Annotated in this window: 22 protein-coding genes; 7 read left to right on the plus strand and 15 right to left on the minus strand. The window is 58.5% G+C overall.

The genetic code is table 11. From position 1 onward, the window contains the following. The first annotated feature begins 2 nt into the window (after window positions 1–2). The 5 genes from LZP73_RS05110 (at window position 3) to LZP73_RS05130 (ending at window position 4849) form a co-directional block, all read left to right on the plus strand. Window positions 3–461, plus strand: coding sequence for a copper chaperone PCu(A)C (locus LZP73_RS05110; protein WP_234233388.1), 459 nt, complete (start codon window positions 3–5; stop codon window positions 459–461). A 97-nt stretch (window positions 462–558) separates the two neighbouring features. After that, window positions 559–1359: a Crp/Fnr family transcriptional regulator gene (locus LZP73_RS05115; protein WP_234233389.1), complete on the plus strand. Its 801-nt coding sequence runs from the start codon at window positions 559–561 to the stop codon at window positions 1357–1359. Window positions 1360–1744: 385 nt separating this feature from the next. Continuing rightward, the gene (locus tag LZP73_RS05120) at window positions 1745–2197 is read left to right on the plus strand and encodes a 4Fe-4S cluster-binding domain-containing protein (RefSeq protein WP_234233390.1); all 453 of its coding nucleotides are present in this window, start codon (window positions 1745–1747) and stop codon (window positions 2195–2197) included. 12 nt (window positions 2198–2209) lie between these two features. Then, window positions 2210–4009, plus strand: a complete 1800-nt coding sequence (gene nrdD, locus LZP73_RS05125; protein ID WP_234233391.1) for an anaerobic ribonucleoside-triphosphate reductase — start codon at window positions 2210–2212, stop codon at window positions 4007–4009. A gap of 123 nt (window positions 4010–4132) precedes the next feature. Beyond that, window positions 4133–4849 (plus strand): DUF599 domain-containing protein, encoded by a 717-nt coding sequence (locus tag LZP73_RS05130; protein WP_234233392.1) that lies wholly within the window; start codon window positions 4133–4135, stop codon window positions 4847–4849. A gap of 610 nt (window positions 4850–5459) precedes the next feature. Here LZP73_RS05130 and cydC read toward each other — a convergent pair. The 3 genes from cydC to LZP73_RS05145 form a co-directional block, all read right to left on the minus strand. Then, window positions 5460–7229, minus strand: a complete 1770-nt coding sequence (cydC, locus tag LZP73_RS05135) for a heme ABC transporter ATP-binding protein/permease CydC (protein ID WP_234233393.1) — start codon at window positions 7227–7229, stop codon at window positions 5460–5462. After that, entirely contained in the window at window positions 7226–9100 is a 1875-nt protein-coding gene (gene cydD / locus LZP73_RS05140) for a heme ABC transporter permease/ATP-binding protein CydD (RefSeq protein ID WP_234233394.1), read from the minus strand. The genes cydC and cydD overlap by 4 nt, the downstream gene beginning before the upstream one ends. Window positions 9101–9265: 165 nt before the next feature. Further along, entirely contained in the window at window positions 9266–10327 is a 1062-nt protein-coding gene (locus tag LZP73_RS05145; protein ID WP_234233395.1) for a DUF3626 domain-containing protein, read from the minus strand. Between the two features lie 209 nt (window positions 10328–10536). Between LZP73_RS05145 and LZP73_RS05150 the strand changes: the two genes are divergently transcribed. Together LZP73_RS05150 and LZP73_RS05155 are read left to right on the plus strand one after the other, a co-directional pair. Beyond that, window positions 10537–12000 carry a DEAD/DEAH box helicase gene (locus LZP73_RS05150; protein WP_234233396.1) on the plus strand — a complete coding sequence of 488 codons (1464 nt, stop codon included), beginning with the start codon at window positions 10537–10539 and terminating at the stop codon, window positions 11998–12000. 188 nt (window positions 12001–12188) lie between these two features. After that, a complete protein-coding gene (locus LZP73_RS05155) occupies window positions 12189–12743 on the plus strand; it encodes a hypothetical protein (protein WP_234233397.1) in 555 nt (184 codons plus the stop codon). Between the two features lie 141 nt (window positions 12744–12884). On the opposite strand, the gene LZP73_RS05160 is transcribed toward LZP73_RS05155, so the two are convergent. The 12 genes from LZP73_RS05160 to recJ form a co-directional block, all read right to left on the minus strand. After that, window positions 12885–14831, minus strand: a complete 1947-nt coding sequence (locus LZP73_RS05160) for an aconitate hydratase (RefSeq protein ID WP_234233398.1) — start codon at window positions 14829–14831, stop codon at window positions 12885–12887. 384 nt (window positions 14832–15215) lie between these two features. Further along, window positions 15216–15488 carry a helix-hairpin-helix domain-containing protein gene (locus LZP73_RS05165; protein ID WP_234233399.1) on the minus strand — a complete coding sequence of 91 codons (273 nt, stop codon included), beginning with the start codon at window positions 15486–15488 and terminating at the stop codon, window positions 15216–15218. A gap of 95 nt (window positions 15489–15583) precedes the next feature. Next, window positions 15584–16021: a glutaredoxin family protein gene (locus LZP73_RS05170; RefSeq protein WP_234233400.1), complete on the minus strand. Its 438-nt coding sequence runs from the start codon at window positions 16019–16021 to the stop codon at window positions 15584–15586. A gap of 436 nt (window positions 16022–16457) precedes the next feature. Next, window positions 16458–16643, minus strand: coding sequence for an FRG domain-containing protein (locus tag LZP73_RS21520; RefSeq protein ID WP_442800723.1), 186 nt, complete (start codon window positions 16641–16643; stop codon window positions 16458–16460). A gap of 643 nt (window positions 16644–17286) precedes the next feature. Beyond that, window positions 17287–18660, minus strand: a complete 1374-nt coding sequence (gene dbpA / locus LZP73_RS05175; RefSeq protein WP_234234208.1) for an ATP-dependent RNA helicase DbpA — start codon at window positions 18658–18660, stop codon at window positions 17287–17289. 260 nt (window positions 18661–18920) lie between these two features. Next, on the minus strand, window positions 18921–19490 hold the full coding sequence (locus LZP73_RS05180; protein ID WP_234233401.1) for a peptide-methionine (S)-S-oxide reductase: 570 nt from the start codon (window positions 19488–19490) through the stop codon (window positions 18921–18923). A 234-nt stretch (window positions 19491–19724) separates the two neighbouring features. Next, window positions 19725–20495, minus strand: a complete 771-nt coding sequence (locus LZP73_RS05185) for an ABC transporter permease (protein WP_234233402.1) — start codon at window positions 20493–20495, stop codon at window positions 19725–19727. Further along, window positions 20495–21430: an ABC transporter ATP-binding protein gene (locus LZP73_RS05190; protein WP_234233403.1), complete on the minus strand. Its 936-nt coding sequence runs from the start codon at window positions 21428–21430 to the stop codon at window positions 20495–20497. The genes LZP73_RS05185 and LZP73_RS05190 overlap by 1 nt, the downstream gene beginning before the upstream one ends. A gap of 98 nt (window positions 21431–21528) precedes the next feature. Next, the gene (hpt, locus tag LZP73_RS05195) at window positions 21529–22059 is read right to left on the minus strand and encodes a hypoxanthine phosphoribosyltransferase (RefSeq protein ID WP_234233404.1); all 531 of its coding nucleotides are present in this window, start codon (window positions 22057–22059) and stop codon (window positions 21529–21531) included. 7 nt (window positions 22060–22066) lie between these two features. Further along, a complete protein-coding gene (locus tag LZP73_RS05200) occupies window positions 22067–22723 on the minus strand; it encodes a flavin prenyltransferase UbiX (RefSeq protein ID WP_234233405.1) in 657 nt (218 codons plus the stop codon). A 10-nt stretch (window positions 22724–22733) separates the two neighbouring features. Beyond that, the gene (mpl, locus tag LZP73_RS05205; RefSeq protein ID WP_234233406.1) at window positions 22734–24098 is read right to left on the minus strand and encodes a UDP-N-acetylmuramate:L-alanyl-gamma-D-glutamyl-meso-diaminopimelate ligase; all 1365 of its coding nucleotides are present in this window, start codon (window positions 24096–24098) and stop codon (window positions 22734–22736) included. Between the two features lie 86 nt (window positions 24099–24184). Next, complete coding sequence (recJ, locus tag LZP73_RS05210; RefSeq protein WP_234234210.1) at window positions 24185–25924, minus strand: single-stranded-DNA-specific exonuclease RecJ; 1740 nt, start codon at window positions 25922–25924, stop codon at window positions 24185–24187. Between the last annotated feature and the right edge of the window lie 48 nt (window positions 25925–25972).

Here is a 25972-nt window from a genome sequence, read left to right on the forward strand (position 1 = left end):
AGATGAGATTCAGATTACTCGGCCTGGGCCTCTTATGTTTGAGCAGCTTGGGCGTCAATGCCAGCGAATTGATGGTGCATAATGCCTGGATCCGTGCCATGCCACCCAGCTCGCGGGTCGTGCCTGTGTACCTGATCCTGCATAACCCGGGCAACACAGAACTGGTCCTGACCGGCATACAAAGCCCCAGGGGCCGCATCGCCCTGCATCAGAGCATGATGCACAACGACATGATGCGCATGCAGCCCGTAGCGCAGATCAGCATTCCGGCGCACGCCGTGGTCAAATTGGCCCCCGCGGGGCTGCACGGCATGATGTCAGACTTCAGCTCAGGTGTGCCCGCCGAAGGCGACACTGTGCCACTGACCCTGATCTTGGCCCAAGGTGAGACCCTGAAGGTGACTGCCGAGGTGCTCAACCAGGGCGAACAAGCCGAGCATAACATGCACCAGCAGCACTGAGGTTGGCAGCCAGGACCCTGGCCGACTCGAAATGCCACTGGGCTGATCTGGATCAGCACTTTGGTGCGCCAGTGGCTTACACTGATGGAGTCGACTCATGTTTCAAGGAAGCCGGGTGATCAAAGATAGCCAAATAAGCGACCTGCTCCACAGCCATCATCTCTTTTCCAGCCTGGCCGAGACCGAGCTGGAACAACTGCTGCGCTGCGCCAGCGTCATGGGCCTGCCTGCACATGAGATCTTGTTCCATCAGGGAGACGATGCAGAGCGCTTCTACCTGATAGTCAAGGGGCACCTCCGCCTCTACCGCACCAGCGTGCAGGGCCAGGAGAAAGTCATCGAAGTGGTACGCGAGGGCAGCAGTTTCGCCGAAGCCCTGATGTTCAATCAACAGGCCAACTATCCCGTGTCGGCGCAGGCGGTATCCGACTGCAAACTCATCAGTTTCGACAGCCATGCCTACCTGCATCTGCTGAGAAACAATCCCAGTGCCTGCATCGCCATCATGGCCAACATGAGCCACAGACTCAGAAAACACGTCAACGAAGTGGAGCTGTTGTCGGTACAGAATGCTCAGAACCGCTTGCTGCTGTTTCTGCTGCGCAACATGCAGACCATAGCCCCGAACCAGGGCCTGGTCACCCTGGACATACCCAAGCGCATGCTGGCTTCGCGTCTGTCGATCCAGCCGGAAACCTTTTCCAGATTGATCAAGAAGATGGTAACCGAGGGACTGATCCTGGAATCCCACGGCGAGATCCATATAAGGGATGTGAGCCAACTGTACGCCGACGCCAATATTCCCATGGAAGACATAACCGCGCCTTCGACGTCGGGTAGCGGCGCCGATAAACCCCGCCCCAAGGGCCAATCGATCGCGATACGCCAACTGAAATAACCGCTGCGAGTCCTGCTGCCACGCAATGCCAACACCGCACAGGTCATTTAACGCCTGCAGCTGACGCGGCCATGGATAGCCGCCATAGCACCTTCCCCCATGCTCCTTGCTCCTTGCTCCTTGCCCCTTTCCCCTGGCCGCAGGCCGCACTTGGCATGCTCTTGTCTGCCCCCGAACTCCTTCCCCCTATGCCTTCCCGGCCCGAATACCCTTGCTCGGGTGCCCTTGCCCAGGAGCCCTTGCCCAAGCACCGGCCAGTTTTTTGACCCAATAAAGATTAGCTGGCCAAAGTTTGATTCACATCAAAGGAGGGGCGAGTAGCGGATGCATCAAACACTATATATAGGTATATTTTAACAACAAATCACAATATATAGTAATTACGATGTTTAACTCTCTGACGCCACAGATCGCACTGCAGGAAGTACCAGGGGAAGTCTCCCTGCTGTTCAGCATCACAGGTTGTGATGTCGGCTGCAAAGGCTGTCACTCGGTCGAACTCTGGGATGCCAGCTATGGCGAGCCCCTTACCCAGGGTCGCTATCTGGCCTACCTGGAACAGTATCAAGGCTTTGTCAGCTGCATAGTGTTTTTCGGCGGCGAGTGGCAACCCGGGTCCTTAATCCCCTGTCTGGCATTGGCCAGCAGCATGAACTTCAAGACCTGCCTCTACACGGGGCGGGAGCGGGTAGCTCCTGAGATTGTCGCCCACCTGGATTACCTCAAGACAGGGGAATTCAAACAGCAACTCGGCGGCCTTGCCAGCCCAGGCAGCAACCAGAAATTTTATGACCTTAACCGCAAGCAAATCATCAACTACAAATTCATCCGAGAATAAGGAGATAAGCAGATGCAAAACATACCCTCAGAGCTGATAACCGAAAAGGTTCAATTCATTCAAGATTATATCAGTGCCGCCAATGCCGCCGACGGGTCCAAATATGACGCCAATGCCAATGTCAGCAGCAAAAATCTGGCGACCCTGGAGACGGAGCTCAACAAGGACATCAACATCGCCATCAATCGGCGCCTGATGAAAAATCAGATCAGCCAACTGTTCGATGCCTCGCTCGCCGAGGAGTATGAAAACAGCATCAATGAACACTTGATCTACGCCCACGATGAAAGCTCACTCAAACCCTATTGCGTCAGCCTGTCCCTGTATCCCATGTTACTGGATGGCCTCACCAAACTCGGCGGCGAGTCACGCGCCCCGCAGCATCTGGAATCCTTCTGTGGTTGCTTCATCAATCTGGTGTTTGCCGTCAGCGCCCAATTTGCCGGTGCCGTCGCCACAGTGGAGTTCCTGACCTACTTCGATCACTTTGCCCGCAAGGATTATGGCGATGACTACACCCAAACGGCGGCAGCCAAGATAGAAGCCCACCTGCAGCATGTGGTGTACAGCCTCAACCAACCGGCCGCCGCCCGGGGCTATCAATCGGTATTCTGGAACATCTCCCTCTTCTCCGAGCGCTTCCTCAACGCCATGTTCGAGAACTTCATCTTCCCCGATGGCGACAGTCCCAACTGGCAATCCATCAATAAGTTACAGCACTTCTTCATGGACTGGTTCGGTAAGGAGCGTGAGAAGGCACTGCTGACCTACCCTGTGGTCACCGCCGCCATGCTCACCCACAACAAGCAGGTCGCCGATGTTGAATTCGGCCATTTCTGCAGTGCCCAGATGGCCAAAGGCAACAGCTTTTTCGTCTATATGTCCGACAGCCCCGACTCCCTGGCCTCCTGTTGCCGCCTGCGCAACGAAGTGGCGGATCACAGCTTCTCCTACACCTTGGGGGCCGGCGGGGTGGCGACCGGCTCCATCAATGTCATCACCCTCAACCTGAACCGCCTGGTGCAGCAGGGGAAAGATCTCGGCGAAGAAATAGAAAAGATCCAACAATACCAAGTGGCCTACCGCAAGCTGATGGAACATTATCAAGCCTGCCATATGCTGCCGGTTTACGACGCAGGTTTCATCCACCTGGACAAGCAATTCCTGACCATAGGGATCAACGGCATGGTTGAGGCCGCCGAGTCCAGGGGCATAGTTCCCGGCAATAACAGCGAATATAAAGCCTTTGTCGAAAGCCAACTCAAGGTCATCTACCAGGCGAACAAGGTCGCCAGTCAGCGTTGGGGCTACAAGTTCAATACCGAATTCGTGCCGGCGGAAAATCTCGGGGTCAAGAATGCCAAGTGGGACAGGAAGTCCGGGCTGAAGGTGAATCGAGACTGTTACAACTCCTACTTTTATCCGGTCGAAGACGAATCGCTCAACCTGGTGGATAAGTTCGTACTGCACGGCAAGGAGCTGACGCAATTCCTCGATGGCGGCTCGGCGCTGCATCTGAATCTGGAGGAATACCCGGACCCAGAGCAGTATTTCAAGCTGTATCAGATAGCCGCCAGAACCGGCTGTAACTATTGGACCACCAATATCAAGGTCACCATATGCAATAGCTGTCGCCATATAGACAAACAGACGCGTTACCATTGCAGCGCCTGTCACAGCACGGATGTCGATTGGGCGACCCGGGTAATAGGCTACCTCAAACGCGTCACCAGCTTCAGCCAATCCAGGCAGAAAGAGCATGCACTGAGGCACTATCACCGCCAACAGGCCGGCCTGCAACGAGTCGACTGAGGCTGAGACGGCCGGCGCGCCGCCGCAATCCCTGAGCGGCGCTTCCCCTAAAGATAAAAGACTATAAAACTTCACACTTAGTGTTGCATAATCAAGTTATTACCTCTTTTGCTGCCGTTCCCTATGACTATCTCTCTCTTGGATATACTGTCTTTCCTGTGTTTCATCTGTTGCTGGTCCGGCTATACCGCCTTCGCCCGCCGCAAGGCCAAGACCACGGCCTGCATCGCCCGCAGCCTGCATCAGCATAGGATACATTGGATGTACCAGCTGATGACCCGGGAAATGCGCGTCGGTGAGGCGGCGCTGCTGGCCAATCTGGAACGCAACATCGCCTTCTTCGCCAGCACCACCTTGCTGGTGCTGGCCGGGGTGCTGACCCTGTTTGCCCAGGTGGAAAAGCTGGAGAGCGTGATCGCCTCAGTGCCCTTCTCCGCCCTGAATCACCCCCTGGTACAGGTCAAGCTAGGGCTGCTGGCCGGGATCTTCGTGCTGGCCTTCTTTCAATTCACCTGGTCGATGCGCCAGTATGGCTTCCTCAACGTCATGATAGGCGCGGCGCCGGTCGACAAGTCCGGCACGGATGAGAATTTGCGCGGCTACGCCAGGCAGATGGCGATAGTGCAAGATCAGGCGGCACATACCTACAACTATGGCCTGCGTTCCTATTACTTCTCCATGGCGGCCCTATGCTGGTTCTTCCACCCGCTGCTGTTTATCGGCGCCAGCCTGTTCATCGTCTATACCTTGTATCGACGCGAATTTAAGTCCAGGGCGGTTATCGCCATCACCGCAGGACAGGCACATTTGGAAGCTGAGCAGCAAATCCGCGGTAACTGAACCAAGTTAATATTCATGACAGATAAGCCTTAACAGCAAAACCGATGGCGAGTCTCGCCTCATCGGCTGCAGGACAGGCACATCTGGAAGCGGAGCAGCAAATCCGCGGTAACTGAACCAAGTTAATATTCATGACAGATAAGCCTTAACAGCAAAGCCGATGGCGAGTCTCGCCTCATCGGCTGCAGGACAGGCACATCTGGAGGCGGAGCAACACAACAGCCGAAAATAAACTGCAAAACCGATGGCGAGTCTCGCCTTATCGGCTGCATGCAGGACAGGCACATCTGGAAGCGGAGCAGCACAACAGCCGAAAATAAACTGCAAAACCGATGGCGAGTCTCGCCTCATCGGCTGCAGGACAGGCACATCTGGAGGCGGAGCAGCACAACAGCCGAAAATAAACTGCAAAACCGATGGCGAGTCTCGCCTTATCGGCTGCCGAACAGGCACATCTGGAAGCGGAGCAGCACAACAGCCGAAAATAAACTGCAAAACCGATGGCGAGTCTCGCCTTATCGGCTGCAGGACAGGCACATCTGGAAGCGGAGCAACACAACAGCCGAAAATAAACTGCAAAGCCGATGGCGAAGTCTCGCCTCATGCAGGTTCAGCTCAGGCGGCGATACAGGCTCTGATAGTAGGCGTTGCTCGCGAGCAACGTCTCGTGGCTGCCGGAGGCGGCGATCTTGCCCTGCTGCAACAAATGGATCTCATCCATCTGCGCCATGGCGGTGAGCCTGTGGCTTATCAGCAGCAGCGTCTTGTCCTTGGCGAAGGCGAACAGGAGGGCGAGGATCTCCCGCTCTGTCTGCTTATCCAGCCCCTCGGTCGGCTCGTCGAGCAGCAAGAGCGGCGCATCCCGCAGCAAGGCGCGGGCCACGCCTATGCGGCGCTTCTCCCCACCCGAGAGCTGACGCCCCCCCTCGCCTATCCAGGCATCCAGCGGCGCCTTGCCCTCGAGCAAGCTGCCCAAGCCCACCAAGTGCAACACTTCCATCAGGCGTTCGTCGTTCGCCTTAACCTCGGCCGTATCGGCTTCATGCTCGGGCAATGCCAGGGCGAGGTTGTCCCTCAGGCTGCCGCTGAATAGGTGGATCCTTTGGCTCACCAGGGACATGGACTGGCGCAGGGCTCGCTCGCCGTAAGCCTCTATCGGCCTGTCATCCAGCCGGATAGCGCCGGCTTGGGGTTGCCACTGACGGCAGATCAATGCCAACAGGCTCGACTTGCCGCAACCTGTCGGCCCGAGCAGTGCCACCTTGGTGCCGGGTTCCAGCCTCAGCGACAACCCCTCGAGCACAGGCTCCCCGGGCGCGTAACCGAAATAGATATCATCCAGCGCCAGGCGCCCCGTCTGCGCCGGCACCCCGCCCCCCGAGTTTGTCTCCTCGGCGAAGCGGATCGCCGGCGTCTGCTCGGTCAGCGCCAGGATGCGGCCGGCCGACTGGACGCAGGCCGACAGCTGAGAGAAGGCCCCGGCGATGGGCTGCAGCATTTCGGCGCAGGCCATGGTGGCCAGCACCATGAGCCCCAACAGAGGGCCGGGTGGATACCTGTCGCCGATACCCGCGGCCGCCAGATATAACACCAGCAGCAGCGCGGCGCCATTGACCAGCACCAGCAGCGCCTGGCTCAGGGCCGTCACCCTGGCCATGGCCGTTTGACTGCCAAACAGCGCCCGCTCGGCGGCGTCCAGGCGTGCCAGGAAGCCGCCATTGGCGCCAAATAGCGTCAGCTCGGCCTGGCCCTGCAGATACTCCAGCAGCAGTACCCGCAACCTGCGCTTGTTGTCGACCGTGTCCCGACCTGCCCTGTCGCCCAGACGATAGAAGAGCAGCGGCAACAGCAACCAGGCTGCCAACAGCAGGCCACAGAGCGCCAGTGCCAGCGCAGCATCGAAGCTCGCCAGGAATAGGTACAACCCAAGGGTCATCAACAGCGAGGCCAGCATGGGGGTCAGGAGCCGCAGGTAGAGGTGATCCAGAGTGTCTATGTCGGCCAGCAAGAGGTTGAGCAGTTCGCCGCGCCTCAGCCCCAGCAGATTGGCGGCGCTCAGGGGCATCAGCCTCTGCCAGACCCATATCCGTAGCCGGGTCAGCAGCCTGAAGGTGGCTTCATGGGTCGCCAGCCGCTCGCCGTAGCGGCTCAGGGTGCGGCCGATGGAGAAGAATCTCACGCCGGCCGCCGGGGTAAAAAAGTTAAATGCCTGGGCCGTGGTCAGGCTCAGGCCGGCCACTGCGGTGGCCGACAAGAACCAGCCGGAAAGGGATAAGAGGCCTATGCCCGTCGCCAGGGTGAATAGGCTGAGCAACATGCCCAGCAAGAGGATCTGCCACTGGCGCTTGAACAGGCGCAGGAAAGGCCAGAGAAGGCTCATGACTCGGCCCCCCGGCCGGCGGCCAGAACGTCAGTTTCTATCTTAGTCTCCGGCACCAGGTCATCTAAGCCATCTAAGTCGAGCAGTTCCTCCTGCTCGGTCAACATGTCGCTAAATACCCCGGGGGCAGTGGCCAAGGCGTCGAAGTCGCCCTCCTGCACCAGTCGCCCCCCGGCGAGCACCAAGATCTTATCCATCTGCGCCAGGTGCTCCAGCCTGTGAGTCACCATGATACAAGCCTTGCCCTGCATGGCCTCATCCAGCGCGGCGAGCACCAAGCGCTCGCTATGGCTGTCCAGGCTGGCGCTGGGCTCATCGAGCAGAAATAGCCCTGCCCCCTGGCCCAGGGCCCTGGCCAGGGCGATGCGCTGGGCCTGGCCGACAGACAGGCCGCCCGCCTCTTCGGCTATCCCATGCGCCAGGCCCATGGGGCTGGCGGCGACAAAATCGGCGATATTGGCCTGGGCCAGCAGCTCATGAATGCACTCATCCGTCATCTCAGGCCTGCCGAGGGCGACATTGTCGCGCACTGTGCCATGAAACAACTGGGGCTCCTGCCCCAACCAAGCGATGCGACGCCGCCACTGTTCCAGATCCAGACGATTCAACTCGACACCGTTGATTTGCAAACTGCCGCTGTAGGGCAGGAACCCCAGCAAGGCATTGAGCAGGCTGGTCTTGCCGGCGCCGCTCGGGCCCACCAGCGCCAGGTGCTGCCCCGGCATTAGGCTGAAACTCAGCGGCCCCAGCAGACACAGGCCGTCCAGGGTATGGACTCTCAAACCGCTGGCACTGATGGTGATGTCATCGCCAAACATGGGCTCACCGGCATAGGGCTCGCCGGCGGCAGCGGCATTTGGGGTTGAAACTGCGGCCGGCGGCTGTTGCAACAGTGCCATCAGCGCCTCGGCGGCACCTATGGCCTGGGCCTTGGCGTGATAGTGAGTGCCGAGATCCCGCAGCGGCTGGTAAAACTCGGGTGCCAGCAAGAGGATAAACATCCCGGTCAACAGGCTGATCTTGATGTCGTAATGGCCGAAGTCCAGGTTCCCCAGGTAGCTGAAACCTAAGTAGACAGCCAATACTGCGATAGACACGGCGGCGAAAAACTCCAGCACAGCCGAACTGAGAAATGCCAGCTTGAGCACTGACATGGTGCGGCCGCGAAACTCCTCGCTGGCATCGGCTATCTGTTTGAGTTCGGCATCGGCGCGGTAGAAGAGCTTCAGGGTGCTCAGTCCCCTGAGCCTATCCAGAAAGTGACCGCTGAGCCGGGACAGGGCCCTGACGTTGTTGCGGTTGGCCTCGGCGGCACCCATGCCGACCAAGATCATGAACAGTGGGATCAGCGGCGCCGTCGTCAGCAAGACCAGCCCGGCGGCCCAGTTAAGGGGAAATACGGCGACCAGTATGATGAGGGGGATGCAACCCGCCAGGGCGACTTGCGGCAGGTACCTGGCGTAGAAATCCTGCAGGTTTTCCACCTGCTCCAACACTATGCTGGCCCAGGCACCCGCGGGTTTGCCTTGAATGAATGCCGGCCCCAATACGCTGAGGCGTGCCAGCACGGCGCCGCGTATCTGTTTTCGCAGCCTGACCCCGGCATTGAAGCTGGCCCGCTCACGGCCATAGGCCAGCGCCGCCCGCACAGCTATCAGCGCCAGCAGACCGAGGAACTGGGCATCGAAATCGCTCCTGGGACGCTCGAGCATTATGATGCCGTCGAGCACTGTGGCTATCAGGTACGCCTGCGCCACCATGGCGGCACCCGACAACAGGCCGCACAGGAGCGTCAATTTGAGATAAGGGCCACAGGCATGGCGCTGGGACTTCAACCAGAGGCTGAGACGTTTCTCTAAGGGTTTATCCATGCAAATCCGGCATAAGGCAATAACAATGAAGAGCTTAGGCTAATAAGTAACCCGAGTGAATACATGGCTCAGGATTGGGCAGCAGTATCTCAGGCATTCTTCCATGAGGAAACCCGGACGGGCGAATTTGTTAGCTGGACCACAAATAAGTCATAAACCCGGGACTCAACCCCGCTCACCAATGCTGGGCTCACCGTATTTGACCAGCACATGCCATAGGAGCTTAAGCTCCTGGGCCACCAGCTCCCGGCTGCCCCTGTCACGCCACAGCTGCGGGTTGCGTTGCAGCGCCTGGGCCGCCAGCCCCAGCGCTCTGGCATCCAGGTAATCATCCATGGCGACACGGCGGGCGAGCGACGGCATAGCCGGGCCGCGGAAATCCGACGGGATCTGCGCCAGATGCAGTCTGAAGCCCCCATGCCAACATAAGTCCATCTCGTATTCGGCGGCGAGCCGTTGCAGCAGTTCGCCTGTCTCCGTTCCCTCGAAGGCGGGATCCGCCACCAAATAGTCGACGTCTTCCGCCAGAGACACTTCGCCGTGAACCTGCACTTCTATGTAGTGATCCAGATTGGCCGAGGCCCGTCCGCCGAAGCGGGCTGAGGGATCCAGGGATAATTGCCGGCTCAGGTGATGCACCAGCTGCGCCGGTTTGAAGTCGGCCCGTCCCAGGGCGTAATGCCGCTCGAAACTCTCGCTCAGCAGGGCGGCAAACACCTCATCGAACTGCTTCAGAGTGCCCCACTCCTTGGGGTTACGGTAAGAGTCCAGGTAACAGAAACTGCTGCGCTGCAGCACCTCGGGACAGGTGAGGAGATAACAACTGCCGAAACGCGGCGAGGGACCATCGGGCCATAGCCCAAGATCCAGGGCGCCATACTTGGGTCTGAGTTTAGTCCCCTTGTAGGCCTGGCCGAACACGCGATTCTCCCAATGATCCCTCGGGCCACCCAGCTCGGGTGACAGTTGGCCGTTGGAGATATGGGTTTCGAACTGGCTCTTGTAGACGCCATCCTGCAACAGCCCGGCCGCCACACTCAGGCCGCGGCTGTCGAGTCTGTCGGGATGAAAGTGCAGTGCCACCCTGGCATTCTGGGGCAAACGCCGCTGTGCCAGCAGCATTTCCTGTGCCGGAATATTGGCCATCTGCTGCACATTCCTGATGATCGCCTGGGCCTGCTCCCGTCGCTCCCGCGCCAGGCGCTCGACATGCTCCATTGCCGTCATACTCTCACCACGAGTCCAAGAAGGTTAACTACAAGATACTATAGTTAACCCATTACCACACATAAAGCCGCTGCCGAAGGCGCCGCTCCCGGGTCCTAAATATGCGTATTCGATGGCGCTGTGCAGCCAGATCCTGTAAGCTGCACGCCCGCCAGCCGACCTGGCACAGTCCATCACATCAGCACTTAGTTGCAACAAGAGACCTATCTATGAGTTTTACCTCCCTGGGCTTATCGGCCCCGATATTAAAGGCCGTCGCCGAACAAGGCTATGACACTCCCTCACCCATTCAGGCCCAGGCGATTCCTGCCGTGCTCGAAGGTAAGGACGTGATGGCTGCGGCTCAAACAGGAACAGGTAAAACCGCCGGCTTCACCCTGCCATTGCTGGAATTGCTGAGCCGTGGCACCAAGGCCCAGGCGGGTCAGGTGCGCGCCCTGGTGCTGACGCCGACCCGCGAACTGGCGGCTCAGGTTGCCGAGAGCGTCGCCACCTATGGCAAGAACCTGCCACTGCGCTCCGCCGTGGTGTTCGGCGGCGTGCCCATCAATCCCCAGCTGGCCAAGTTGCGTCACGGTGTCGATGTCCTGGTCGCGACCCCTGGGCGTTTGATGGACTTGTACAACCAGAAGGCGGTGAAGTTCAACCAGCTGGAAATTCTGGTACTGGACGAAGCCGACCGCATGCTGGACATGGGCTTCATCCGCGATATCCGCAAGATCCTCGCCGTGCTGCCCAAGGAGCGCCAGAACCTGATGTTCTCGGCCACCTTCTCAGATGAAATTCGCCAGCTGGCCAAGGGCCTGGTGAATAACCCGGTCGAGATCTCGGTGACGCCGCGCAATGCCGCCGCCACCACGGTCAAGCAGTGGATCTGCCCTGTGGACAAGGGGCAGAAATCGGCGCTGCTGATCAAGCTGGTTAAAGACAATGACTGGCAGCAAGTGCTGGTATTCTCCCGCACCAAGCACGGTGCCAACCGCTTGGCCAAGAACCTGGAAGAGGCCGGCATCAAGGCCGCCGCCATCCATGGCAACAAGAGCCAGACAGCCCGTACCAAGGCCCTGGCCGATTTCAAGAGCGGCGCTGTGCGTGTCATGGTGGCGACGGATATCGCCGCCCGTGGTTTGGATATCGACCAGTTGCCCCAGGTAGTCAACTTCGACCTGCCCAACGTGCCTGAGGATTATGTGCACCGTATCGGTCGTACCGGTCGTGCCGGCGCCTCGGGCCAGGCGGTATCCCTGGTGAGCGCCGAAGAAATCAAGCTGCTTAACGACATAGAAAGGTTGATCAACCGCCTGCTGGATCGCGAGCAGGTCGAAGGTTTCACGCCTGTGCACCCACTGCCTGAGTCACGCCTGACCCAGGGTGGCAAAGCCTCTCACGGCCGCAGAAACGCCAATGCCGGCCATAGAGATGGTCAGCGCAGCGGCGACGTCGCCCGCGGCCATAAGCCGAACGACAAGAACCCGCGCCATCAACGCCCGGCCCAAGGTGACAGAGACGCCGCCAAGCCGGCCCGTGCACCTCGTGCCAACGGTGAAGGTCGCCGTCAAAATGACAGCCGGTCACAGGGCAAGGCTGCCACCCCTAATGCCCAGAGCCCCAAGCCGGCCGGTGAGCGCAGATCGCACTCGGGCGGCAACCGCAGCCGTAATCCTCAAGGCTAATCCTCGGGGTTTAAGCCCAAGTTTAAGCCCAAATTTAAGCCACCCAAAAAAACGCCCGAGGCCAAATGGCCTCGGGCGTTTTTGTTCCCTGTCACTTCTCCCCGGCTCACCCGCCACCCGGGCCATCGCCCGCTTCAGCGTGAACTATACTGAAAACTTAACTTGTTCCCCACCATCCGAGGTGAGCCATGAAGACCCGAGTCAGTATCTTAACCGCCAGCCTGTTACTCGGCATGGGTATCTGCGGTGCCTATGCCGGCGATCAAGCCATGCCCGACGATGCAGCCAATGCCATGTTAGAAGATGCCCTGAGCGCGGCCCCCGCCTCGCTCAGGGACAAGGTCACAGTCATGGATTGGGACCACAAGGTATTGCAACAAGGCAGCAGCAATTACACCTGCTTGCCGACGCCGGCCGGTATGGCAGGCAAATCCCCCATGTGCATGGATGGCCCCTGGATGGAATGGGCCGATGCCTGGATGAATAAGCAGCCTTTCCAGGCCAAAACCATAGGCATCTCCTACATGTTGGCCGGTGATCAGGGCGCCAGCAACACAGATCCCTATGCCTCTATGGAGACGGCAGACAACCAATGGGTCAAGGAAGGGCCGCACCTGATGATCATCATCCCGGACAAGATGTTGCTGGATAGCCTGCCAACGGATCCCTTCAACGGTGGCCCCTATGTGATGTGGAAAGGCACCCCCTACGCCCATATCATGGTGCCGGTCGGCGGACATTAGCCGGCGAGGCCTGGGCCCAAAAAACCAGCGGCAAAACGCCCGAACTTGTGATTCGGGCGTTTTTCATAGCAGACTCTTTATTGCCGGATGCCCTCTTGGCTGTTTAGCACAGGTGCCTTTCCCCCGGGCTGTGCTTCTTCCCTAGTGCTTCCCTGTGCCTTGCTTTCCCCTGGCCCAGTTTATCAGCCCGCCGGCCAATAAGATCTCGGCCTGGCGGCCGGATAATTGATGCCCCAGGGTCAAAGGCTCGCCATTGACCGAGACGCAGATCTCCTTGCCTTCGCCGATGGCGGCATGTATCCGGCTGAAATTGACCCTGTCACCCTGGCGCAGCCTGTCGGCATCCCCGGCCCGCAGAAATGTCAGGGGTAAGATGCCGAAATTCACCAGGTTCTGCCAATGGATCCTGGCAAAACTCTTGGCTATCACCACCCTCAGGCCGAGGTAGCGGGGCGCCAATGCCGCATGCTCCCGACTCGAGCCCTGGCCATAGTTTTCGCCTCCGACTATGATGTGGCCCGTCCGCTCCCTGACCTCGAGTGCCCGCCTGACATAGTCGGCATCCAACTGGCCATACACGAAGTCGGCAATCCTGGCTATGTTGGATCTATAGGGCAACACCTTGGCCCCGGCCGGGAGTATGGTATCAGTGGAGATGTCATCACCCACCTTGAGCAGCACAGGCGCCTCAAAGCCGTCCGCCAGTGGAGCCAGTTCGGGCAACGACTGAATGTTCGGCCCCTTGACCAGGGCCAGCCCCTCGGCCGATGCCGGTGGCGCCAGCAACACATCCAGCTCCAACAGCAGTTTCTGCGCCCGCCTGAGCTTAGGGTATTTAACCCCCAGGGTGCGGGGATCTGTGATCTTCCCCGTCAGGGCCGATGCCGCCGCCGTCTCGGGACTGCAGAGAAAGACACTGTCTTCCATGGTGCCCGAACGGCCGGGGAAATTACGCGGCGTGGTTCTCAGTGAGTTCCTGCCGGACGCAGGCGCCTGTCCCATGCCGATGCAGCCATTACAGCCGGCCTGGTGAATGCGGGCACCGGCGGCCACCAGCGCCGCCAGGTGACCGCCGGCGATCAGTTGCTGCAACGTGTCCCTTGATGCCGGATTGATGTCGAAGGACACCCTAGGATGTACCCGCCGCCCCTTGACTATCTGAGCCGCGATCGCCAGATCGCGAAAACCCGGATTGGCCGACGAGCCTATATAGGCCTGGTAGATGTCTTCGCCTGCGATGTCGGCTACTGGCACCACATTCCCAGGGCTGGAGGGTTTGGCGATCAATGGCTCCAGGTTGGAGAGCGCTATGCTGTCCAGCGCATCATAGCGACAATCGGGATCGGCGCTCAGCGCCCGGAAGTCGGCGGCGCGATCATTTTCCTTTAAGAATGCCGCCACCGCATCGTCGGCAGGAAACACACTGCTGGTGGCCCCCAGCTCGGCGCCCATGTTGGCTATCACATGCCTGTCCATGGCCGACAGGCCTCTGAGCCCAGGGCCGTAATATTCCAGTATGTAGCCGACCCCGCCCTTGACCCCATGGCGACGCAGCATCTCCAGGATCACGTCTTTGGCGCTGACCCAGTCGGGCAATTTTCCCGTCAACTTGATCCCCATGATCCTGGGCATTTGCAGGAAGAAGGGATGGCCGGCCATGGCCATGGCGACCTCCATGCCACCTGCGCCTATGGCGAGCATCCCCAGGGCGCCGGCCGCCGGGGTATGACTGTCGGCCCCCAGCAGCGTCTTGCCCGGCTTGCCGAACTTCTGCATATGCACTGGATGGCTGACCCCATTGCCCGGGCGGGAATACCAGATCCCGAACCTGTCGCAGGCGCTCTGCAGAAACAGGTGATCGTCGGGGTTTCTATGGTCTTCCTGGATCAGGTTATGGTCGACATATTGGGCCGACAACTCGGTCTTCACCCTCGACAGTTGCATCGCTTCCAGCTCCAGCATCACCAGGGTGCCTGTGGCATCCTGAGTCAGGGTCTGGTCTATGCCTATGGCGATCTCTTCGCCGGGGCGCATCTCACCTGCAACCAAGTGATCCCGGATGAGTTTTTGTGCCAGATTGAGTCCCATGACCAAAGCCCTCGCATGCATGCCCCCGTGTTGCGGGCCATACTTTTACCTTAGACCAGCCGGGCAGAGTTTTCACTCGACAGGCCAAGGCGTTGACCTGCACGCTGGCGCGAGTCGTGACCCAAGGTGTGTAAAGGATGCCAGGGCAATAGCAAGGAGATCATTGGGGATTGCAGCTTCCCAGTGCTGCCGGTTGGGCTCAAGCAACGCTTGGCCCAGGAAAAGGTGAGCTGCGGGATAACGGATGGGTTATTTATCCTGTGCCGCCTCCACTTCAAATCCTAATGCCGATCATTGCTATCAGAGATCTTTTACCAGTCAAATACTGCCCTGCTGTAGCTGGCAATAAAATCCGCCACCTGACACAGATTTAATTCAGCCCGCCTATTCCTGTAAATGCCGTTTGCGTTCGGCGGTAAACTCCCACCACTTTCTGGCCGGGCCACCTTCCATGTAACGCACGGCCGCAATGAACACGTCTATGACGCAAGGATCATGCCTCTGGCCAGTGACACGGCAGAGATCCTGATACATCTGGTAGGGATCCTTGCCCGCCAGCTCGGCCGGCGTCTTGAATCCCAGGCGCAAAAAGTCCTGTTCCGTGGCCTTGCCGACATTGGGGATCTGCTGAAACTGGGTGATCTCATCCCTTGGCATTATTTCCCTCCAACGTCAAAAGGTGTACTGGTCTGAATGAGCACTGTGAATAAGCGCTATGACTAAAAACTATAAGGTAAGCTGACAGCCAAGGATTACAGCGGCGCTTGCTGCATAGCCGAATTTACCGTGTCGTCATGGGGAATAAGCTTCGCAATCTCGGCGGCGATCAGCTCACGCCTGAAACCGACGATCAAATTATCCCTGAATAACACCAGAGGTGTTCCATAGCCACCCAGTTGTTGATATTCGGCCTCGGCATCACTGTCTTTTTCTATATCCCGTTCAACATAGGCGATATTGTTTTTGTTGAAGTAATCCTTCAGCAAGACGCAATATGGGCAGCCTTCCTTGGTGTAAGCGATGATCCGGCTCTGCTCATGGCTGAAAAACTGCCGGTAGTCACCGCTGACAGATTTTGGCGCACTCTGGAACCAGTTAAAGAGTAAGAAAATGGCGACACCCGAGATGAAAAACCCCAGGAATATAGATAAATCTGAGCGGAGGAATTTGGGGATAGTGATTTTATTCATGAAACACCCGAACCAGTGGCAACAAGTATATTGAAGGAGCACAGCAGGAGGAACCGAGTGCGCTGCCAAAATGCCTGAAAAACTGGCAACACACTCAGTCTTACAGACTATTAGCCATTAATGACAGCTGGGATCGGTTTCCCAAATGCTACACCAGTTGGTGTAACCCGCCTGACACAGGGCTTCCATACTGTCACAATCGGGACGCGCCAATGCCATAGTTGAAGCGACTCCCAATGCCACTGCCAATCCTGCTACCGCTAGTTTTCTGAACTTTTTCATATTTGCCTCATTTCCTTTGAGTTTAATAAATATATGACTAATCACTGATTAATCTGAAAAGTACTAGGCTTAAACTGCAATCCTAACGCAGAACATAGTTAACAGGTATGCTACATACTGTCAACACGCATCCGACCTGAGCCACTGGTGTTATTTATCCCAAGCTTACATCAGCTATGACGGCGAGCCGGGTAGCGACAATGCAGCGCCGCTGAAAACTAAATAAAGCCGCATCTGCCCCGGAATAATTGAATGAAGAGAAATAGGCTGCTGTTAATGGACTATAAGACCAATCCAAAAGTCCAGTGGCTAACCCCTGGTGTTGCCCAATTACCAGCAGCTAAATACGGAGTTCAGCCAATTATTCTAATGACCAACAAGCATTAGATTGTCCACGATAACCCATCCAGTCTCACTTTTTTAAAAATTTAATGCTCTATAATCCTTCCCAAGATGACACTTTGCTGTTGATAACTTTGCTGTTGATAACTTGACTCATGTATGTCCCCATAATTCATAACACTTGAATTCAGTAATATTTAACGTGATATTTATTAGGGAAGCAGTTGTAATTAACTAAGCCAGGCCCCCTTCCCACCAGAGTTTGTTGGGCATTCAAGCTAAACCAGTACATCAAAAATGCTACTGTTGCGCCAGTGGCCTTTGGCGACAGGGTGAGCATAGCATGGCGATATGCTGTGAACGAGAGCCATGGATGGCGAGCTGGCTCTTGTGCATGGCGGCACTTTGTCGCCGTCGAGCCCTCTGGGACGCTTATGGTGAAATCAAGAACCGGCGACTCTCTTGACCTAAGACTGACTCTCTTAACCCAACTTAACCCAAGAAGAGTCGAAGGGCTGCGCTATGACAAGACAGGAAGCTACACAGTTAAACATAGCCAAATAAAAACACCCGAATCCTTGCGGACCGGGTGTTGAATTGGGTTTGTGCCAGGTGAGTCACAGACTGGCAGATCCAGCCGGTTACATGGGCCATGCCCTGTAGGACTTGCCCTTGAGCTTACCACCGGTGATCTTGTTGAGCGCCTTCTTGGCCACCTTGCGATTGACCGCCACATAGGCGCGGTAATCGGTGATCTGGATCTTGCCGACCTGGGTGCCTTCTATGCCATTCTCACCCGTCAGGGCGCCCAAGATGTCGCCGGGACGCAGCTTCTGTTTCTTGCCGCCGTCGATCTGCAGGGTGATCATGCTAGGTGCCGACGGGGTGGTATTCAGCAGGCTCAGGGATGGCAGCGGCTCGCTGACGATATCCCGCTCGAGATACTCTTCCAACAGGGCAATCTTGTAGCCGTCCTGCTCGGTATAGAAGCTATAGGCGGCGCCCTTGCTGCCGGCACGGCCGGTGCGACCTATGCGGTGAATATGCACTTCTGTGTCGTAGGCCAGGTGATAGTTGAATACCGCATCCAGGTTGTCGATATCCAGGCCGCGGGCGGCCACGTCGGTCGCCACCAAGACGCAGGCGCTCTTGTTGGCAAATTGCAGCAGGGTCTCGTCGCGGTCGCGCTGCTCCAAATCCCCATGCAATGCCAGCACGCTGAAACCAAAGCCGGCCAGCTCGTTGGCCACTTCCTGGGTCTCGCGCTTGGTGTTGCAGAACACCACCGCACTCTCTGGCTTATGCTCGAGCAACAGCAGCCGCAGCGCTTCCATCCGCGCCTTGTTGTCGTCCAGTCGATAGAAATGCTGCTCTATGCTGACGGCATCATGGGTCGAGGCGACCTTCACCATCACAGGCTTATACATTATCTGTTCGGCGATCGACTGGATTTGCTTGGGGAAAGTCGCGCTGAACAACAGGGTCTGCCGCTCGCGGGGCGCCTGTTCTATGATGGCATCCAGTGCCGGTTGGAAGCCCATCTCCAGCATGCGATCAGCCTCATCCAGCACCAGCATCTCCAGATGACTCAGATCCAGACGATTGCGATCCAGATGATCTACTATCCGCCCCGGGGTGCCGACTATGATATGGGCACCATGTTCCAGGGAGCCGACCTGAGGTCCCATGGGCACGCCGCCGCACAGGGTCAGCACCTTGATATTGTGTATGCCACGGGCCAGGGTGCGGATCTCCTGCGCCACCTGATCCGCCAGCTCGCGGGTCGGACACAGGATCAACGTCTGGATGCGAAAACGTTTCACATCCAGCTTGTTCAGCAAGCCCAGACCGAAGGCCGCCGTCTTGCCCGAGCCCGTCTTGCCCTGGCCTATGACATCCTCACCCGCCAGTATAGGTGGCAGGCTCTGGGCCTGGATGGGGGTCATCGACAGATAACCCATGGTGGTGAGGTTTTCCAGCAATGCGGGTTTCAGCTTAAGGGTGGAAAAGGCCATCTGGCTGTCTGGCAGTGTATCTGTGTGACTCAAGGTGTATATCCTGTGGTGATATTAAGGTGTTGCTTAACATGAGGTTAAATCTGTTATTCGGGTGTCTGGCGCTGTGCTGCGCCTCTTGGCGCAGGAACCGGCATGGCCTCGGGCCCCGAAAGAGCGGCTATTGTAGCAAGATAGCCGCGGCTGTGCTTGCCAAGATGCAGATTAAATGTACGGCATGAAGCACAGGGCCGAATTCCCCGGCCCTGTGACCAGCGGCGTCACTCAGGGGTTCTTGCGGCCGCCAGGATCTGCGCCTTGCGCTCGCCATCCAAGTGCTCGCCGAATTGCTGCAGCAAGCGCATCAGCCTTGGCTGGATCCGCACCCGGCAGAAGGGTTTATCTGGATCGGCATAGTAATAATCGCGGATGGACTCACGGGACAGCCTGAACTCGCCGAACCCCAGTGCCCGGGTCTGCAGGGGGGCGTCGAACCCGTTCTGCAACTTGGCTATGATATCTGTCACCGCCGCCAACTGAGGGGCATCATAGGCATAGACGGCGCTGCGATAACGTCGTCCCACACCCTGCTCTAGCGTGCTGCCATGGCTATGCAGGTGGATCTCCACCAGGGTCGCCAGTGCTATCTGTTCGGGATCGAAGTGCACCACCACACCCTCACAGAAGTCATCCTCGCCATAGCGGCTAGCGTCATAGCAGGTGGGCGAACCGGCAGGAGCCGCGCCGGCCGACAGCCAGCCCTGCTCTACCTCGACCACCCCCTTCAGGGAGCGGAAGATGGCTTCGCTACACCAATGACAACTGCCGCCGAGGGCTATCTTGGTTATCATCTCGTCTGTTCCTCATGAGTTTCATCCCCATGGAATGAGCTGCCAAACGCAACACCGGGTTTGGGTTGTCACCTGGCCCAATTTTCCCCTCAGGCCTATCGGCGCTTCAAGGCATAGAAAGGATAGCCCCATCTGGCTGGATTGCACCCTGTCCGGTGCATGTTTTCGAGCCGGCTCACAAAAGCAAACGCCCCGAAAACGGGGCGCTTGTGTTTGGCTCATGTCCAAGCTCAATCAGCTGCGCAGGCCTATGCCACGGGACACCAGGTAGTAGGCCAGCGTCCAGAGGGCGACACAGAAGCCCACCATGATGCCCACCGACAAGGGCACGCTGATATCGGCAAAGCCGAGGAAGCCGTAGCGGAATACGTTGATCATATAGACAACGGGGTTGAGGGCCGACACCCCCTGCCAGAAGCTGGGTAGCAGGGAGAGCGAGTAAAACACCCCGCCGAGATAGGTCAGCGGCGTCAGCACGAAGGTAGGTATTATGCTGATGTCATCGAAGCTCTTGGCAAATACGGCGTTGATCAGCCCCCCGAGGGAGAAGAGCACAGAGGTCAGGAACACGGTCAGCACCACCAGCCCAAGATGATGCAGATGTATGTCGACGAAGAAGAGTGCCACCAGGGTCACTATCAGGCCGACACACAGGCCGCGGGCCACCCCGCCACCGATATAGCCGGCGATCATCACATAGTGGGGCACGGGAGCCACCATGACCTCCTCCAGGTTGCGCTGGAACTTGGCGCTGTAGAAGGACGAAGCCACGTTGGAGTAGGAGTTGGTGATGACAGACATCATGATAAGGCCTGGGGCGATAAACTCCATGTAGGTCACCCCGCCCATCTCGCCTATGCGGCTGCCCACCAGGTTGCCGAAGATCAGGAAATACAAGGTCATGGTGATGGCCGGCGGCACCAGGGTCTGGATCCAGATGCGGGTGAAGCGGCTGATCTCTTTGATTAATATGCTCTTGAAAGCGATGACATACAGGTGCCTCATCACTTGTCCTCCTTGGATTTTTCCACCAGCTCGACGAACAGCTCCTCGAGCCGGTTCGACTTGTTGCGCATCGACAGGACTTCGATGTCCAATGCCGATAACTGGGCGAAGACAGCATTCAGGCTATGCGATTTCTCCACATCCACTTCCAGGGTATGGGGATCCGTCAGGCGGCAAGCCATGCCGGTCAGCACAGGGGCAAGCTGGATATCGCGGCGCAGATCCAGGATGAAGGTCTCCATGTTGAGCTTGCCCAGCAGCGTCTTCATGCTGGTGCATTCCACCAGCACACCCTGGTCGATTATGCCTATGTTGCGGCATAACATCTCGGCCTCTTCCAGGTAATGGGTGGTGAGTATTATGGTCACCCCCTGCTTGTTGATCTGCTTGAGGAAGTCCCACATGGAGCGGCGCAGTTCTATGTCGACCCCTGCGGTCGGCTCATCGAGGATCAATAACTTGGGTTCATGCATCAGGGCCCTGGCGATCATCAGACGCCGCTTCATGCCACCGGACAGCTCCCTGGCCTGGGTGTTGCGCTTGCCCCAGAGATCCAGCTGGCTCAGGTAGATCTCGGCCCGCGCCAGAGCCACATGCCTTGGCACGCCATAATAGCCGGCCTGATTGACCACTATCTGCAGCACAGTCTCGAACTGGTTGAAGTTGAATTCCTGGGGCACCAGGCCTATGCAGAGCTTGGCCTGCTCCAGTTCCCGGTCGAGATCGAAGCCGAACACCCTGACACTGCCGGCCGTTTTCTGCACCAGGGAGCAGATGATGCCGATAGTGGTCGACTTGCCCGCGCCATTGGGGCCGAGCAAGGCGAAGAAGTCCCCTTGTTCGACGCTCAGGCTGATGCCCTTGACGGCTTCGACGCCACTCTTATAGGTTTTTTTCAGGTCTTCGAGTACTAATGCATGAGCTGTATTAGCCATTATCTGTAGCGGCTCCTAGATTGGGTAACTGGATGGCGAAAGCTATCCCGGCGGATAGCAAAACTCCCACTGGGCGCGGGAGTTTGCAGGTATGGCTGTTATTCCAGGGGAACGACTTTGGCTATGTAAGGCAAGTTACGGTATTGCTCGGCGTAGTCTATGCCATAGCCGACGATGAACTCATCTGGAATGGTGAAGCCGATGAAGTCTACCGGCACATCGACCTCGCGGCGCTCCGGCTTATCCAGCAGGGTGCACAGGGCCAGGCTCTTGGGCTCGCGCAGCAGCAACATCTCGCGCACCTTGTTGAGGGTATTGCCCGAGTCGATCAAGTCTTCAACGATCAGCACATCACGGCCGCCGATATCGGACTGCACATCTTTAAGCACTTTCACATCCCGTGAGCTGGTCATGGCGTTGCCATAACTTGAAACCGACATGAAATCGATTTCCACATGCCCCTTGATGCGGCGGCATAGATCGGCCATAAAGACCACCGAGCCCTTCAACAGCCCTACCATCAGCAGGCGCTCGCTGTTGGCATAATGGGCGTTGATCCGCTCTGCCAGTTCATCCAGTTTCTGGTTAATCTCCTCGGCGGAGATCATCACTTCTGTGGTGTGTTTCATATTGCTCTCAATTGTCGAGGTCGCTCTGGTGCTTATCATAACCCCAGCGACTCGTTAATGCGTGGTCTATGCCCAGATGATCCAAGATCCGGGCGACCATGAAGTTTACCAGATCCTGAATGGATTTGGGATTGTGATAAAAGCCGGGTGCCGCCGGCATTATGGTGACGCCCAGGCGCGACAGGGTCAGCATATGTTCCAAGTGTATGGCACTGAAGGGCGTTTCCCTGGGCACAAGTATGAGCTGACCGCGTTCCTTGATCACCACATCGGCGGCGCGCTCGAGCAGGTTATTGCTCATGCCGGTGGCAACCGCCGCCAGGGTGCCCGTGCTGCAGGGGCAGATGACCATCTGTCCGGGCGCGGCGCTGCCGGAGGCCGGCGGCGAAAACCATTCATCCTTGCCCAGCACCCTCAGCTCGCCCTTGAGCTCGCTTGTCTGCTCGGCCAGCAGCGCCAGGAGCTGCTCCCTGGCCTTGTCGGTGTTGGCGCTGAGCTGCAGTCCCTGCTCGGTTGCCAGCACCACGCGGGCGGCGCTGGAGATCATCAGGAAGACGGTGTAATCGGCGCATAGCAAAGCCTGCAACAGGCTCAGGCCATAGGGCGCGCCGGAGGCTCCCGTCCAGGCCAGGCTGATGCTCTTGTCCCCGGGGGCATTCGTCATTGGCATTTCCTCAACCCGCTTTCAGGGCAGACAGGAGTTTCTGGTGCAGGCCACCGAAACCGCCGTTGCTCATTATGATGATATGCTCGCCCGCCTCGGCATTGGCGGCGACCCGCGCGACTATCGCCTCTATATCATCCAGCACTGTCACCGGCAGGGGAGCCGCCGCCATGGCAGGCGCGAGCTGCCAGCCTATGTCGTCCGCCTGATACAGATAGGCCTCATCGGCCTGACGCATGGCATAGGCCAGGGTGTCCTTATGGACCCCGCTCTTCATGGTGTTGGAGCGCGGCTCCAGCACCAAAGTGATCTTGCTCCGGCCCACCTTGGCACGCATTCCCTTGAGGGTGCTGGCGATGGCCGTGGGATGATGGGCGAAGTCGTCATAGACGCTCACCCCGCGAATGTTGCCCAGCAGCTCGAGCCGGCGCTTGGGCGGAGCAAAACCGGCCAGAGCCTCGATCGCCGCGGCCGGCCTGACCCCGACATGGCGGGCGGCGGCGATGGCCATGATGGCATTCTCTATGTTGTGTTGGCCGATAAGATCCCAGGTGAGCACACCCTGGGACTCGCCATCGAAGAAGACTTCGAAGCTGTGGCCATCCTCGGCCAAGGCACAGGCATGCCAACCCAGATCGCCGGCCTGCAGATGGAAGCACTCCTGCTCGCTCCAGCACCCCATGTCGAGCACCTCCCTGACGGCCTGGGCGTCGGCGGGCCAGATCACCTTGCCCTCACCCGGGACAGTCCGGATCACATGGTTGAACTGCCGCTGGATGGCGGCCAAGTCGGCGAAGATATCGGCGTGATCGAATTCCAGGTTATTGATCACCAAGGTACGCGGTTGGTAATGGACAAACTTGGAGCGCTTATCGAAGAAGGCGCTGTCATACTCGTCGGCCTCGACCACGAAGAAGGGCGAGTTGCCCAGGCGCGCCGAGACGCCGAAGTTTTGCGGCACCCCGCCGATGAGAAAGCCTGGCTCGTAGCCGCACGTTTCCAACACCCAGGCCAGCATGCTCGAGGTCGAAGTCTTGCCGTGGGTACCCGACACCGCCAGCACCCAGCGGCCTGGCAGTATGTGCTCGGCGAGGAACTGCGGCCCTGAGGTGTATTTCATCCCCTTGTTCAGCACGGCTTCGACACAGGGATTGCCCCGGCTCATGGCATTGCCTATGACCACAAGATCCGGCTCTGAGTCGAGCTGGGCGGGATCGAAGCCCTGGATCAATTCTATTCCCTGCTGCTCCAGCTGGGTGCTCATGGGCGGATAGACGTTGGCATCGCTGCCCGTGACCCTATGGCCCATGGCCCTGGCCAGCAGCGCCAGCCCACCCATGAAAGTGCCGCAGATCCCTAAAATATGTACGTGCATGCTGCTCACTCTATGTCTGAAAACCCCGGCTATTGTACCTTCGCCGGCGATTATCACAAGCTCGGCCACCGGCCTGGCCCGGCGCCTCACATGGCCTGCAACTGCTCCACCATCAGCTGCAGGCTGCGGTTGCCGCGAAACTCATTCACATCCAGCTTATAGGCGAGGCGCACCCGGCGCACAGTCGCATCCGGCCAGAGGTTAAGATCTACATTGAAGGCGATGCCATCGAGCATCAGGCTGCCGCACTCGGTTTCCAGCACCAGCTTCAGATGGCGCTCGCCCACCAGGCGCTGCTGCACCAGGGTGAAATAGCCGTCGAACAAGGGCTCCTCGAACGCCTGGCCCCAAGGGCCGGCGCCGCGCAGCAGCTCAGCGGTTTCCAGGGTCAAGAGCTCAGCGGGGAGCTCGCCGTCGGACAACAGCTGCCCCGTGAGCTGCTCCGGTTGCAACAGCTCATGGGTCGCCTGGTCGAAGGCGGCGGCGAACTCGTCGAAGCGCGCCTGCTTGAGCGACAGTCCCGCCGCCATGGCATGGCCGCCGAACTTGAGGATCAGCCCTGGATGACGGCCGTTGATCAGCTCCAACAGATCGCGCATATGCAAGCCCTTGATGGAGCGCGCCGAGCCCTTGATCTCGCCATTGCCGGCATCGGCGAAGGCGATCACCGGCCTGTGGTACCTATCCTTGATGCGTGACGCCAGTATGCCTATCACCCCCTGATGCCAGTCACTCTGGAATAGGGCTATGGCCCAGGGCAATTCGGCCTCGTCCAGGCCCTTGCTCCCCAGATTGAGGCTCTCCAGGCGCTTGAGCGCCTCCTGTTGCATGCCGGCTTCCAGCTCGCGGCGCTCGGCATTGAGGCCGTCGAGCTCGGCCGCCATGCGCCTGGCCAGCATGATATCTTCACACAAGAGTGTCTCAACCCCGAGCGCCATCTCATCCAGGCGCCCGGCGGCATTGAGCCTGGGGCCGACGGCGAAGCCGAAATCTGCGGCCACCATACGCTCAGGGCTGCGTTTGGCGACGTCCAGCAGGGCGGTGATCCCGACACGGCAGCGTCCGGCACGCACCCGCTGCAGGCCGGCTTCGACCAGGATGCGGTTGTTGGCATCGAGCGACACCACATCGGCGACTGTCCCCAGGGCGACTATGTCCAGCAATTGTCCCAGGTTGGGCTCGGCCAGGCCCTTGAGGCGGTACCAGTCACGCCGCCTGAGTTCGGCTCTCAGGCCGGACATGAGGTAGAAAGCCACCCCGACACCGGCGATGGACTTGCTGGCAAACTGACAGCCGGGTTGGTTAGGGTTCACTATGGCGTCGGCGCCCGGTAACTCGGCGCCCGGCAGATGGTGATCCGTGATCACCACCTGCATGCCGAAGGCTTTGGCGGCGGCCACGCCTTCCAGCGAAGAGATGCCATTATCCACTGTGATCAACAGCTCGGCACCCTTCTCCTTGGCGACCGCGACTATCTCGGGACTGAGGCCATAGCCATAATCGAAGCGGTTGGGGATCAGATAATCCACCCTGGTCGCGCCCATCATGGCCAGCGCCAGCATGCAGACACTGGTGGAGGTGGCGCCATCGGCATCGAAGTCGCCGACGATGAGAATGGCTTTCTCGGCGGCGATGGCATCGGCCAAGATCACCGCGGCCTCGGCCAGGCCCTTCATTGTCTCTGGCCTGAGCAAGCGCGCCAGGGTCAGCTGGCAATCCTCGGCAGCGACACCGCGGCGGGCGAACAGTTGTCTGAGCAAGGGGGGAATGTCTGACGGCAGATGGCTATCGTCCATCTGGGGGCGGCGAACTATCTCGTGGATCACTGTGGCTGGGTCCCTCTGGCTGAAGATGGCGGCGGTAACGGCGCAAAA

It is taken from the genome of Shewanella sp. AS16, assembly GCF_021412365.1.
GTDB classification, from domain to species: Bacteria; Pseudomonadota; Gammaproteobacteria; order Enterobacterales; family Shewanellaceae; genus Shewanella; species Shewanella salipaludis.